The organism is Xanthomonas floridensis, assembly GCF_001642575.1.
GTDB lineage: Bacteria > Pseudomonadota > Gammaproteobacteria > Xanthomonadales > Xanthomonadaceae > Xanthomonas > Xanthomonas floridensis.
On sequence record NZ_LXNG01000057.1, the window covers coordinates 1 to 13,616 of the forward strand.

At 65.1% G+C, this 13,616-nt stretch carries 10 protein-coding genes and 1 pseudogene; 3 read left to right on the forward strand and 8 right to left on the reverse strand.

Annotated features, from left to right (window positions below; genetic code table 11):
- Positions 1–11 precede the first annotated feature (11 nt).
- Positions 12–995, reverse strand: a complete 984-nt coding sequence (locus A7D17_RS20990; protein WP_064510886.1) for an IS5 family transposase — start codon at positions 993–995, stop codon at positions 12–14.
- Positions 996–1,039: 44 nt separating this feature from the next.
- Here A7D17_RS20990 and A7D17_RS24340 point away from each other — a divergent pair, with 44 nt between their 5' ends.
- From A7D17_RS24340 to A7D17_RS25300, 3 genes and pseudogenes are all read left to right on the forward strand, one after another.
- A complete protein-coding gene (locus A7D17_RS24340) occupies positions 1,040–1,786 on the forward strand; it encodes a hypothetical protein (protein WP_161946568.1) in 747 nt (248 codons plus the stop codon).
- A gap of 159 nt (positions 1,787–1,945) precedes the next feature.
- Positions 1,946–1,996, forward strand: a pseudogene (locus A7D17_RS25295) (hypothetical protein); the annotation flags it as partial.
- A 121-nt stretch (positions 1,997–2,117) separates the two neighbouring features.
- Positions 2,118–2,276 carry a hypothetical protein gene (locus A7D17_RS25300; protein WP_425479651.1) on the forward strand — a complete coding sequence of 53 codons (159 nt, stop codon included), beginning with the start codon at positions 2,118–2,120 and terminating at the stop codon, positions 2,274–2,276.
- 124 nt (positions 2,277–2,400) lie between these two features.
- Here the strand turns inward: A7D17_RS25300 and A7D17_RS20995 are convergent, their stop codons facing one another.
- From A7D17_RS20995 to A7D17_RS21025, 7 genes are all read right to left on the reverse strand, one after another.
- Positions 2,401–3,117 (reverse strand): response regulator, encoded by a 717-nt coding sequence (locus tag A7D17_RS20995; protein ID WP_064510887.1) that lies wholly within the window; start codon positions 3,115–3,117, stop codon positions 2,401–2,403.
- On the reverse strand, positions 3,107–5,767 hold the full coding sequence (locus tag A7D17_RS21000; RefSeq protein ID WP_064510888.1) for a sensor histidine kinase: 2,661 nt from the start codon (positions 5,765–5,767) through the stop codon (positions 3,107–3,109). Before A7D17_RS21000 ends, A7D17_RS20995 begins: the two co-directional genes overlap by 11 nt.
- Before the next feature lie 83 nt (positions 5,768–5,850).
- The gene (kdpC, locus tag A7D17_RS21005; RefSeq protein ID WP_064510889.1) at positions 5,851–6,480 is read right to left on the reverse strand and encodes a potassium-transporting ATPase subunit KdpC; all 630 of its coding nucleotides are present in this window, start codon (positions 6,478–6,480) and stop codon (positions 5,851–5,853) included.
- 30 nt (positions 6,481–6,510) lie between these two features.
- Positions 6,511–8,559, reverse strand: coding sequence for a potassium-transporting ATPase subunit KdpB (kdpB, locus tag A7D17_RS21010; protein ID WP_064510890.1), 2,049 nt, complete (start codon positions 8,557–8,559; stop codon positions 6,511–6,513).
- A gap of 10 nt (positions 8,560–8,569) precedes the next feature.
- Complete coding sequence (gene kdpA, locus A7D17_RS21015) at positions 8,570–10,384, reverse strand: potassium-transporting ATPase subunit KdpA (protein ID WP_064510891.1); 1,815 nt, start codon at positions 10,382–10,384, stop codon at positions 8,570–8,572.
- Positions 10,385–10,399: 15 nt separating this feature from the next.
- Positions 10,400–10,492 carry a potassium-transporting ATPase subunit F gene (locus A7D17_RS21020; protein WP_006452907.1) on the reverse strand — a complete coding sequence of 31 codons (93 nt, stop codon included), beginning with the start codon at positions 10,490–10,492 and terminating at the stop codon, positions 10,400–10,402.
- A gap of 1,224 nt (positions 10,493–11,716) precedes the next feature.
- Positions 11,717–13,297 (reverse strand): CocE/NonD family hydrolase, encoded by a 1,581-nt coding sequence (locus A7D17_RS21025; protein ID WP_064510892.1) that lies wholly within the window; start codon positions 13,295–13,297, stop codon positions 11,717–11,719.
- Positions 13,298–13,616 lie beyond the last annotated feature (319 nt).

Sequence of the window (13,616 nt, forward strand, 5' to 3'; positions counted from 1 at the left end):
TGTTGCCCCTGCTACAGGCACACCTTCCCCACGGCAGGCAGTAACTGCTTTCGCTTCAGCCACAGATTCGACAGCGCGAACAGCGTCAGCACCTGCGCGGTATTCTTCGCCAAGCCGCGATAGCGCACCTTGACGTAGCCAAACTGACGCTTGATCACCCGAAACGGGTGTTCCACCTTCGCACGCAGGCTGGCCTTGGTGTGCTCCCAGCGCTTGGCCAACTTCAGTTCGCGTTTGTTCTTGATCTGCTTCAGCTTCGAGGGTTTCTCCGCGATCAGGTAGCGCAACTTGCGCTTGCGCTTCAGTTCTTCGCGCTTCTCCAGCCCGGTGTAGCCGCTGTCCCCGCACACCGTGTCCTCCTTGCCGTGCAGCAGTTTGTGCGCTTGCGTGATATCGGCTACGTTGCCCGCCGTGCATTCCACGTGGTGCACCAGCCCGGAGTCCTCGTCCACCCCGATGTGCGCCTTCATCCCGAAGTAGTACTGGTTGCCCTTCTTGGTCTGATGCATTTCAGGATCGCGCTCGCCTTCCTTGTTCTTGGTCGAACTGGGCGCAGCGATGATGGTGGCGTCCACGATCGTCCCGCCGCGCAAGCTCTGCCCCTTGCGCGACAGGTGCGCGTTGACCCGATTGAACAGCTTGCGCGCCAAATCGTGCCGCTCCAACAAATGACGGAAGTTGAGAATCGTCGTCTCGTCCGGCACCTCATCCAGCCCGCCGATCTTGGCGAAACGACGCATCGACACCGTGTCGTACAGCGCCTCTTCCGCCGCTGGGTCGCTCAGTGCGTACCACTGCTGCAGAAAGTGGATGCGCAGCATCGTCTCCAGCGGGTAGGGCTGCCGGCCCGGCTGCCCAGACGTCGGATAGTGCGGCGCGATCAGCACCAGCAGACCCTTCCACGGCACCACCTGCTCCATCTCCGACAAAAACACCTCGCGCCGTGTCTGCTTGCGCTTGCCGTTGTACTCCGCGTCGCCAAAGCTCAGCTGCATCGAGATCGTCCGCTCGGTTCGTTGATCCATTGTGGCAGTATCAGATGGAGTTGTTCAGACCTTCCCTAAGGCGACTGCAGACACGCGGACAAGTGGGTAACGACCTTTCCTCCACGGAACAAGATCGTATCAACGAATTCCTCAGATCTGATGACGGACGCACGTTTGTGCAAGCTCTCAACGATCAGCAGGTCGAGCGAAAATGGCAAGCCGTGGGCGAACCTCTGTCGGAAATAGGCTGGCTACAGAATCTCAATCGAACTCACCCGGGCGAAGCTGCGGAAATCGTTGCTGTGACCAGCAAACTTTACAACCAGAACCAATCTCGTGGAACGCTACTCGTAGACACCCTCAAACAATCCACTGGCATGACGCCCGATAGCGTCCGCGATTGGGTTGGGAACCAAGGGATCAACGATCTGAACCCTGATGTTCGAGCAGCGATCACATCCGGGCGCGATGCGACAGCCAGGGGAGTCGGCCTCGTCAATGCGTTGGAACTGGGGCAGGGGCAAGGCAGTGAAGAATGGAGAACTCAGGTCAGAGAGGCTAACAATCCAGCCTTGGCACGCGGATTCAACAGCGAGCCTAGCCTACAGCTTTTCGATGCGATGTTCCGTGACCCGGCAAACGGCGCTCGCATCCTTGCGAGGATGGATACCCAAACCCCTGGAACTCCACTGGCAATTTCCGGAGGAAATGAACTTGCTAGAGCTGAAATTTCTCAGGTAAGAGTCGATCGCCAGGGCCACTTATCAGTGACCGATCCCGCTGGCGAAGTACACACCTAGGTCGGCAGATCTTGGGCTTCGTCACTCGAACGAACTGATCCAATTTACCACCAAGGAGCACACCCTTTTGGGCCTCCCGCGCCATTAACCCTGAAGTCGCCAAACCTACCGCCGATATTTGGACAGTGCCTTGAACGCGTTCATGCTTTAGATCGATTGATGGGGCGATCACCAGATGAACGCAGCAACCGCGCGGCCGCATGTTTGGCTACTGAGGCAATGGCAAATGGCCTTACTCGGGTAGATCACGTCATGCTCAGCACGGCTACGCCATCACTGCAGGCAGGGCATCATTTTCGCGGTGCAAGGAACGCCAAGCAATCCCGCACACATGCGGGCCCATGTAGAGACAGAGGTGGCAATCAATACCCCAATCGAAGTATCGATCCAGCGTGGCCTAGACCTGCATAGGGAACAATTGAGTCAACAGCAAAGCATGCAGCTCGACCAGACACAGCAAGGACAGCGTCAAGGACCGGTCATGGGATAGATAGCGTATGGCTTCGGCGTACCCCAAAACTCATGAACCAGCCGATCCCGTTTTCAACGATCTGCGTATACGCCCCTGGAGATGTTGCTGATTTTGGATCCTCGTGCACCATGGGCCAGTTGACTCAGCGCGTTACACCGATAAACCGCAGGCCCACGCCCGGTTCGGTGACAATGTAATGCGGGTCGGCGGCATCGTCGTGCAGTTTCTGGCGCAGCTTGCCGACCAGGATGCGCAGGTAGTGGGTGTCTTCCTCGTGGGTGGGGCCCCACACCTCGCGTAGCAGTTGCGGTTGGGTGACCACGCGGCCGGCGTGCTTGAGCAGCAGCGCGAGAAGGGTGTATTCCTTGCGACTCAGCGGCACCGCTTCACCATTGAGGGTGACTTCGCGCAGGCCCAGATGGATGTGCAGGCGGCCGTCGTCGAACACGCTTTCTTCCACCGTGCTGCCGGCACCGGACTGGCGCAGCAGCGCGCGGATGCGCGCCATCAGTTCCTGCACGCCGAATGGTTTGGTGACGTAGTCGTTGGCGCCGGCATCGAGTGCGGCGACCTTCTCGGTTTCGCCGGCGCGCACGGTGAGCATGATCACCGGCACATTGGACCACTGGCGGATCTCGCGCAGCACTTCATGGCCGTCACGGTCAGGCAGGCCAATATCCAGCACCACCAGTTCGGCACCCTGCCCGGCCAGCGTGGCCAGCCCTTCTTCGGCGGTGCCGGCCTGCAGCACACGGTACCCCTGCGCGCGCAGGCTGATGTCGAGAAAACGGCGGATTTGCGGCTCATCGTCAATGATCAGCACACGGGCGGGAGGGATGGCAGCGGGGTCAGTCGGCATCGGGGCGTGGTGGCGCGGCAGGGAGGAGCAGCGGCAGCGTAATGCCAATCGTGGTGCCCTGACCATGCGCCCCGGCCAATGCCTCCACGCTGCCGCCGTGCGCACCGATCATGCCCTGGCAGATGGTCAGGCCCAGGCCGGTGCCATGGCGGCCACGGTCACCGCGCTCCACGCTGTAGAACATGTCGAAGATGCGCGCGCGCTCGTCTTCGGGAATGCCGGGGCCCTGGTCGCCGATGTCGATCTGCAACGCACCACTGCGCAGTTGCGCCTGCACCGTGACCGCCATGCCGGATGGCGAAAATTTCGCCGCATTCTCCAGCACGTTGAAGATGGCCTGCTCCACCAGCGCCGGGTGCACCCAGATCGCCGGCAGGTCGGCGGCCAGGTCCAGCTGCAGGCGCACCGCCGGCTGGTAGCGCTGCAGCCGCCGCGTGGCCGAGCCGATCAGCTCGTCCACGCCGATCCAGTCGCGCTTCAAGGTCAGCCCAGTGTGGCCGAGCCGGGTCATGTCGAGCAGGTTCTGGATGTAGCGATCCAGCCGCTCGCCTTCGAGCTGGATGGTGTCGAGCAGGCTGTGGCGGTCCTGCGCGTCCATCGCATCGCCGTAGCTGGCCAGGCTGCTGGCCGAGCCGATCATCGAGGCCAGCGGCGAGCGCAGATCGTGCGAGACCGAGGACAGCAATGCCGAGCGCAGGCGCTCGGTTTCACCACTGACGCGCGCGCCTTCCAGATCGGCGACCAGGCGCGTGCGCAGCGCCGCCTGGCCGATGTCCTCCACCATCGCTTCGGCCAGCCGACGCTCCTCCAGGCCGGGCCGCTGCACGCTCTGACGAAAGCGCAGCGCGGCCACCCCCAGGCTGCCGCGTTCGTGCCGCACCGGCAGGCACCACCACTGCGCACCGGCCAGCGTATCGGTGAAGCGGCCGGCCGGCTGACCGTGGCGCTGGGTCCAGTCCGCCGCGCTGCGATCGAGTGCACCGAAGCTGGCCGGTGCATCGCTTTCGCGCTGCTCCAGGCGCAACCAGGCCTCGGCATCCAGGGCCGTGGCCAGCGCGCGACGGCCGGCTTCCAGCACCTGCCCCAGGTCGGCGGCGGTGCTGAGCTCGCGGGCCAGCGTCTGCAGCGCATTGGCATGCGCATTGGCGGCGCGCAAGGCCAGCACCTGGCTGCGCAGGCGCGAGGCCAGGCGGCCGGCGACCAGGGCGGCAATCAGGAACAGGCACACCGTCACCACGCCCTGGCGCGCGCTGATATGCAGGGTGAAGCGTGGTTCGATGAAGAAGAAGTTGTAGGCGACAAAACTCAGCAGCGCGGCGATCACCGCGGCGGCCATGCGCGTGCGCGAGGCCACCAGCACCACCGCGACGATGAACACCATCGACAGGTCGTCGATGTCGGTCCAGCGCTGGATCACCCACGCCACCGCGACCGCGGCAGCGGCGGCGATCGCCGCGAAGGCCAGGTCGTAACGCTGCAGCCACTGGCGCGGATTGCGCCAACGCTGGCGTGCGCGTGCGCGCGCGTCCGCGGAACTGACGATGACCAGTTCGTAATGCGCGCCACGTTGCAGCAGTTGCTGGGTCAGCGTGCGGTTGAACATGCGCGCCAGCGGGCGTTCGCGCGTGCGCCCCAGCACCAGCGTGGACACGCCGTTTTGCGCGGCGAAATCCAGCAACGCCTCGGCGACGTTGGCGCCGTGCAGCAGCGCGGTATCGCCGCCGAGGCGACGCGTGAGCGCGAAGGCACGATCGATCTCCAGCTGCCAGTCGGCATCGGCAACGGTGCGTGTCTGCACCGTCACCACCGTCCACGGTGCATCGCGGCGCTCTGACAGGCGCCGCGCCACCCGCACCAGATAATCCGAGCTGCCACGCCCATCGATGGCCACCACCACGCGGCGACGCAACGCGGCCGTGCCGGGCAGCCCGCGCGCGGCCTGGGTGTCGCGCAGATCGCTGTCGACGCGGTCGGCGGCGGTCTGCATCGCCAACTCGCGCAGGGCAGTGAGGTTGGAGGGCGAAAAAAATGCCTGCAACGCCTGTGTCGCCTGTTCGGGCAGATACACCTTGCCCTGCTGCAGCCGTTCGATCAGTTCACGTGGCGGCAGATCCACCAACACGATATCGCGCAGGCGGTCGAACACCGCATCGGGCACGGTTTCGGACACGCGCACGCCGGTGATGCGCAGCACGATGTCGTTGAGGCTTTCCAGGTGCTGGATGTTGACCGTGGTATAGACATCGATGCCGGCATCGAGCAATTCAACGATGTCCTGCCAGCGCCGCTCGTGCCGGCTGCCGGGCACGTTGCGATGGGCCAGCTCGTCGATCAGGGCCAGCCGCGGTTTGCGCGCCAGCAATGCATCCAGGTCGAGCTCTTCCAGTACCCGCCCCTGGTAGTTCACGCGCATGCGCGGCAGCAGCGGCAAGCCGTCGAGCAGCGCAGCGGTTTCGCTGCGCCCGTGGGTTTCCACCACGCCCGCCACCACGTCCATGCCCTGCCGCAAACGCTCGCGCGCCCGCGACAGCATGGCGTAGGTCTTGCCCACGCCGGGCGCCGCACCCAGGAAGACCGTGAGCCGCCCGCCATGTTCGCGTTGCAGTTCGCCGATCAGCGCGTCGGCTTGTTGGGTGCGGGCGTCGGTCATCGGGAATCGGGAATCGGGAATCGGAAATGGGGAATGGGGAATGGGGAATGGGGAATCGCAAAGCCTACAGCTGCCCGATGATCCTAGTGCTTTTGCTTCACCCCATTCCCGATTCCCGCTTCCCCATTCCCTGCGCGATCCAGCGCCAGGTTCAGCGCCAGCACATTCACCCGCGGCTGCCCCAGCAGGCCGAACTGTGGCTGCTCGGTGGCGGCCTGCAGCAGTACGGCCACACGCTGTTCCGGCCAGCCACGCGCGGTGGCGATGCGGCGTACCTGCACTTGCGCACCGGCCGGGCTCAGGTGCGGGTCCAGGCCGCTGCCGGACTGGGTCAGCAACTCGCCGGGAACCGCGTCCGGGGCGATGCCGTCGCGCGCGGCGACCTCGGCACGGGTGGCGGCGATGCGCGCCTGCAGGTCCGGGTTGGAACGCGCCTGGTTGCTGCCGGCGGCGGCGGTGAGGTCGTACTTGGCCGCCGATGGGCGCGGCTGGAAGTAGCGTGCATCCGTGAATGGCTGCGCCACCAGTGCCGAGCCGACCACCTTCGCCTCCGCGCGCAGCAGCGAGCCCTGCGCCTGCGCCGGAAACAGCGCGCCGGTGATGCCGGTGGCGACCAGCGAATAGGCCAGGCCCAGGCCGAGCAGCGTAACCGCGGCAAAGGCAAGAGAGGCACGTAGCACGCCATCGTCGCGCAATGGCAGGGAGGTGGACATGGCAGTGCTCTTGGAAGAAGTGGTCATGACTCAGGTACCCAGGGTGGCGGCCAGCGCCAGGTCGATCAGCTTGATGGCCGCGAACGGCAGCAGTACACCGCCCAGGCCGTAGATCAGCATGTTCCGCCGCAGTAGCGCGGTGGCGCTGGAAGGACGGAAGCGCACGCCGCGCAGCGCCAGCGGAATCAAGGCCGGAATGATCAAGGCGTTGAAGATCAGCGCCGCCAGCACCGCATGCCGCGGGCTGGAGAGCTGCATCACGTTGAGCGCGGTCATCGACGGAATTGCCGCAGCAAACAGCGCCGGCAGGATCGCGAAATACTTCGACACATCGTTGGCCAGCGAGAAGGTGGTCAAGGCGCCGCGCGTGATCAGCTGCTGCTTGCCCACCTCGACCACCGCCAGCAGCTTGGCCGGATCCGAATCCAGGTCGACCATGTTGCCGGCCTCCTTGGCCGCCTGCGTACCGGAGTTCATCGCCAGGCCGACATCGGCCTGCGCAAGCGCCGGTGCGTCATTGGTGCCGTCGCCCACCATCGCCACCAGCCGCCCGCCGGCCTGCTCGGCACGGATACGCGCCAGCTTGTCTTCCGGGCGCGCCTGCGCGATGTAGTCGTCCACGCCGGCTTCTGCAGCAATGGCGGCCGCGGTGAGCGGGTTGTCGCCGGTGATCATCACCGTCTTGATGCCCATCGCACGCAGCTGCGCAAATTTCTCCTTGATGCCCTGCTTGACCACGTCGCTCAACTCGACCACGCCGAGCACATGGCGGCCTTCGGCCACGACCAGCGGGGTGGCACCGCCGCGTGCGACTTCCTCGATGCGGCCCTGCAGTTCCGGCGAGACCGTCGCACCCTGCGCCTGCACATACGCCACGATCGCATCGCCGGCGCCCTTGCGGATGCTGCGGCCAGCCAGATCCACGCCGGACATGCGGGTTTGCGCGGTGAAGGCGATGAAATGCGCGCCTTCGGGCTCGACCGCGACCGCACCTTGCTGGCGCGCCAGCTTGACGATGGACTTGCCTTCCGGCGTCGGGTCCGCAAGCGAAGCCAGCATCGCGGCATCGCGCAGTTGCGTACGATCGATGCCGGCCAACGGATGGAATGCGGTGGCCTGGCGATCGCCGTAGGTGATGGTGCCGGTCTTGTCGAGCAACAGCACGTCCACGTCGCCGGCCACTTCCACTGCCTTGCCTGACTTGGCCAATACATTGGCCGATAGCGCGCGGTTCATGCCGGCAATACCGATCGCCGGCAACAGGCCGCCGATGGTGGTGGGGATCAGGCACACCAACAACGCGATCAGCAGCAGCGGATCAAGCGTGACGCCAACGAAGCCCGCAATCGCCGGCAGCGAGGCCACCACGATCAGGAAGGTCAGCGTCATTGCGGCCAGTAACAAGGTCAGCGCGATTTCGTTCGGCGTCTTCTGCCGGTTGGCGCCTTCCACCAGCGCGATCATGCGGTCCAGAAAACTGTGGCCGGGCTCGGCCGTCACCTTGAACACGATCTCGTCGGACAGCACCCGGGTGCCGCCGATCACGCCACTGCGATCGGTGCCGGCCTCACGCAGCACCGGTGCCGATTCGCCGGTCACCGCCGCTTCGTTGATGGTGGCAAGACCGCGCACGATCTCGCCGTCGGCCGGGACGAATTCGCCCTCGGACACCATCACGTAATCGCCCGGGCGCAACTCGGCCGCCGGCACCCGCGTTTCGCGGCCGCCCAGCGCGGTTTCGACCCGCCGCGCCACCAGGTCCTTGCGCGCACGGCGCAACGAAGCGGCCTGGCCGCGGCCGCGCGCTTCGGCGATGGCCTCAGCGAAATTGCCGAACAGCACCGTCACGAACAGGATGGCGGTCACCGCCCAGCCGAAGCCGGCATGGTCCTGCCCGCTGGCGGTGATCACCGCCGCCAGCACGGTACCGCCCATCACCACCGCCATCACCGGGCTGCGCAGCAGATGCCGTGGCGACAACTTGACGAAGGCCGCACGGATCGCCGCGACCAGCACCGCAGCATCGAACAACGCTGCGTCACCGCGCTCGCGTTTTTCAGTTGTATCGATCGTAGACATTGCTCAATTCTCAGGACGCCGCCAGGGCGAGGTGTTCAGCGATAGGGCCCAGCACCAGTGCCGGCATGAACTGCAGCACGGTCAGCACAAGCACGATCGCCATCAGGGTCAGCGCAAAGGTGGGGGTTTCCACCTGCAGGCTGCCGGCCGACTCGGGCGCGCGCCGCTTCACCGCCATGCGCGCAGCCACCATCAACGGCAGGATCAGCGCCGGGTAGCGACCCAGGGCCAGCACCACCGAGCAACTCAGGTTCCACCAGTACGTGGCATCACCCAGCCCCTCGAAGCCCGAGCCGTTATTGGCGAACGCCGAGGTGTACTCGTAGAACACCTGGCTGATGCCATGGAAGCCAGGATTGGAATTGGCGGTCAATGCCGGCACCGCCAGTGCCACCGCGGTAAAGCCCAGCACCACCAGCGGCTGCAACAGAATCAGCAGTGCCAGCAATTGCACTTCGCGCGCTTCGATCTTGCGGCCGAACAGCTCCGGCGTGCGCCCGGTCATCAGGCCGGCCAAAAACACGCTCAGCAGCAGATACACCACGAACTGCTGCAGACCGCAGCCGATGCCGCCCCAGATCGCGTTGATCAGCATATCCACCAACGTGACCAGGCCGCTCAACGGTGCCAGCGAATCGTGCATCGCATTGACCGAACCGTTGGAGGTCTGCGTGGTCAAGGCCGCCCACAACGCAGAGGCGTCGGCGCCGATGCGCACTTCCTTGCCTTCCATCAGGGCCGGCGAAGCGGCACTACTCGAATGCGCCTCGGACCACAGCAACAATGCGGTACTCGCCGCCGACATCGTCAACATGGTGCCGAACACCAGCGCCGTGAGCCGTTTGCGTCCGGTCAGGTAGCCGACCATGAACACCACGCTCATCGGCAGCAGCACCAGCGCCAGGGTTTCCAGGAAGTTGCTCAGCGGTGTGGGGTTTTCCAGCGCCACCGTGCTGTTGGGGCCATACCAGCCGCCACCGTTGGTGCCGAGCTGTTTGGCCGCCACCATCGATGCGACCGGGCCTACCGGAATGGTCTGCTTGGCCATGCCGGCGCCGCTGTCCAGCGGCACGGCAGTGGCCGCGCCCTGCAGCGTGGACGGCACGCCCTGCCAGCCCAGCAGCACGGTCCACAGCAGGCACAGCGGCAGCAACACGCGCACGCTGGCGCGGATGACATCGGCCCAGTAGTTGCCGACATCGGCGTCAGGAAGTGCCTCCGCGCTAGAGCTTGGCGGTTGCCCGCCATGGCGCGCCAGCGCCGTCTCCGCCTCGTCCTGCCCGATCATCCCTGGCCGGGCGCCTGTCGTTGCGTCCGATGCCGGCAAGGCATCGGACGGGCCTGCGATGGCTCGTCCACCGAACAAGGCACGCAGCGTTGCCACCGCCAATGCCAGGCCCATCATCGGCGTCACCACCTGCAGACCGACGATGCCGGTCATTTGCGACAGGTACGACAATTGCGACTGGCCCGAGTAGTGCTGCTGATTGGTGTTGGTGAGGAACGACACCATGGTGTGCAGCGCTGTATCCCACCGCATGTTGGGAATGGCATCGGGGTTGAGCGGCAACCAGGCCTGGGTCATGAACACTCCCCAGGTCAGCAGGCCGACCACCAGGTTGCTGATCAGGAACGCCATGGCGTAACCACGCCAGGACATGCCCTGCTGCGGGCGCGTGCCGAGCAGCGCGTACAGGGGCCGTTCGATCAGCCCGAACACGCCATCGCCCCGCATCGGGGCACCGCGCATCACCGCAGCCAGGTACCGGCCCACGGGCCACGCCAGCACGATGGCCAGCGCGTAAACAAGAAAGGTTTGAGTCATTGCAGCGCACTCACATCAGAAGTCTTCGGGCCGCAGCACCACGTACAGCAGGTACGCGGCAGCAACGAGTACGGCCACGCCGCACAACAGGGACAACCAGGCAGGCATGTCGTTCACTCCCCGAAACGTGCGCAGGCACGCGACAACATGAGGCTGCCCGCATCTTCAGGCAGCCGGGACATGACAACAGGGCAAGGCGCCGCCACACCGCGCGCGCAGCGCCGGTGGAGCAGACAGGTCAAGGGATGCATCGGGATCGTCCACGGCGGAACCGCTCCGCCAACCCGCGCAGTGTCTTCCCGGGCTGCGTAAAGTCGCTATGGACGTGGCATGGTCGCTGCGTAAATTCCGCATAAAAGCGGCCGAGCGGTGCTTGGTCGACGCCTGGATTGTTCGCTCGCCTGTGTGCGGTTACGGGTTGGACGCTGGCTATTGGTTTGGCTGAGGGCGGTTGGTCGAGGCGGTTGGTCGAGGGCGGTTAGTCGAGGGCGGTTAGTCGAGGGCGGTTAGTCGAGGGCGGTTAGTCGAGGGCGGTTAGTCGAGGGCGCACTGCCCTGGCCGGTTCCGGGACACGCCGTGAATCCGTCCGTGGAGGCTCGGTGGCGGCATCCATGCCGCCACACGGTCCCGGAACCGGCCAGGGCAGTGCGCCTTTCGAATTGGTTGGGTGCGGATGGAACGGCGACATGCAGTGGCGCAGGCAGGTCACTTGTGGGGTTGATCGAGCTGATGCGGCTGACGACTCAGCTACAGACGTAACGACATGATTGCTGGGAGTACATTTTTTTATGTGTGGGCTCTTCCCACAAGAAAAGCGAGGAGTAGAAACTCATCCGCTCGCCACAGCAACGCACGCAAACGATGCCCTGCTTTTAACCACGCATACCGATACTCTCGAGTGGCCCTTGCCCGCCCACCGTCGCGGGACCTTATGCGGCATGAATGCCGCGCATGAGCCTACAAGGACGTACTTGCGGCGTGTCCTGCAATGGTGGGCGAGCAAGGGCCCTGCAGCGACCGCACAGATCAGCGGCTTGTCGCCGCCGCTCATCGAACGCAACGACATGCAAGGTGCAAGCGCGCTTTGGCAACATCTGAAAACCCAAGCCAGCGTGATCGCAGGACGCGTGTCCTACCCGCCAGCGAAATACGCCATCAACCGATCACTCAAGGCTCCTAGCGGCATCCATGCCGCAACAAGGCCAACGAGCAATCCCACTTGTTCGCAATCTGCACACCAGCCACGCGAGTGCAGTCGCAAGACGAACACGCGTCCTGGCAATCACCCACCGCTGATGCACGCCAACACAGGTCAAGTGTTGCCTTGATGCGTTATCGCAGCGGCACGTTCAACACCGATGGCGTTGCCACCGGCGAGGTGAACGTCACCGCGCCGCCGCCATCGCTTGCATCGGTGTAACGCGCATCGCGCGTATCGATGACCAGCACCAATCGCTGCCCTGCGGGGATTTCGGCGGCGGCGGCCTGCAGCGACCACTCCAGGGTCACCGCACGGCCGGGCGTTGCATCGCGCAGCGAATACGGCGCATGCGTGATCAACGAGGCAACGCCCAACGCGTCCATGCGGTATAGATACGCAAACAGGCTCACCTTCGATTGCGTGGGCACCACCGTGATTCGCAATGATGGGCTGCCGGCCAGCTGACGCACATTGCTAACCGGCGAGCCCACCCACACCGCCGCGCCAGCGCGCGCGACCAGCGGAATCGAGGTGGTCACCGGCAAGCCGATCCCCTGCAACAGGCCACTGACCAGCACCACGCCCGAGTCGGCCAGTGTCGGCACATCGGTGGCAATGCGCGACTGCCATCCGCTGGCAGTGCCGGCGATCAACCCACCGGTAGGGCTGAGCAGCCCGGATGGTGCAGACAGACCCAGGCGCGTGCTGCCCTGCTGCACCGATGTCCAATTTGGATACGCCAGCCATTGCCCCGCGCGTGGCGACAGTCGCACCGGCGCTTCGGTATCCACGCCGTTGCGTACTTGCTTGAGATGGCGATCGAACCAACGCGTGGCGGCGGTGTAGACCTCGTTGGGCAGGCCCAACGCGCCGGGCAGTTCCGTGGTGGCGTGATCGCCCTGGCTCAGCAGCAATTGCTTGGGCCCGCGCAATTGATTGAAGAAGGCGATGGTCTGATTCGGCGGGAACAAGCCGTCGTTGAAGGCATTGCCCAGCAAGACGGCGGTGCGATTGAGGTTGAGCGCGTCCACCCCGCGCACCGGGCTGCGCGAAGCGGCCTGCGGCAGGAAGCCCTGCACTGCGCCGTCGTAGTCGCCGACGGCGACCCGCTTCCCGATCTGCGCCAGGTCAGGACCAGGCCGGCCGGTCAACGTTCCCGCGCCGACCAGCAAGCCGACACCCTGCTGGCTGACCGTGCGATTGGAGTACAGCGCCGCTTCCAGATCGGCCCAGCCGCTGAGCGCAGCCACTGCCTTGATGCGCGGGTCGCGCTCGGCCGCCAGCAAGCTGATGCCGGCGCCATAGGAGATCCCCGACGCGCCAATCGCATTCGGGTTGGCTGGCGTATGCGCCAGCGCCCAGTCGATCACCGCGCTGACGTCTTCCACCGTGTCCGGCCCGGCGATATCGATCTGGCCAGCCGAATCCCAGAACCCGCGCGAGGTGTAGCTGACCACCACATAGCCATCGCTGGCCAGTTGGGTGGCGCGGCCCAGGTATTCCAGATTGGGCAGCGACCAACTGGCCGGCATCACGATCAGCGGAAACGGCCCGGCCCCCTGCCCCTGCGGCACCAGCACCAAGGCTCCCATCCGGGCGCCGTCCCAGCCGGGGATGCGCTCATAGGTCTTGCTGAAGGCGCCCGCCACGGCCGACGCCGATGCCATCAGCAACGCCAGTGCGGCGATGCCACCAATCCAACGCTTGCTCATGCTGCTTCTCCCACGCAAGGCCGGGCCGGGATGGCCCAGCGGCGATTGCCATGCATCCGTGGTTCGGGGGAGAACGCCGGGCGAACGTACCAGACGGTACGGTATGGCTCAAGGGCCGGGAATCGGGAATCGGGAATCGGGAATCGGGAATCGGGAATCGGGAATCGGGAATCGGGAAGCGGGAAGCGGGAAGCGGGAAGCGGGAAGCGGGAATCGGGAATCGGGAATCGGGAAGCGGGAAGCGGGAAGCGGGAAGCGGCAGGCGGCGGGGATCGCGTTTGGCTTGGCTGATGGAAACTCATCGCGCAGGACTGGCGGG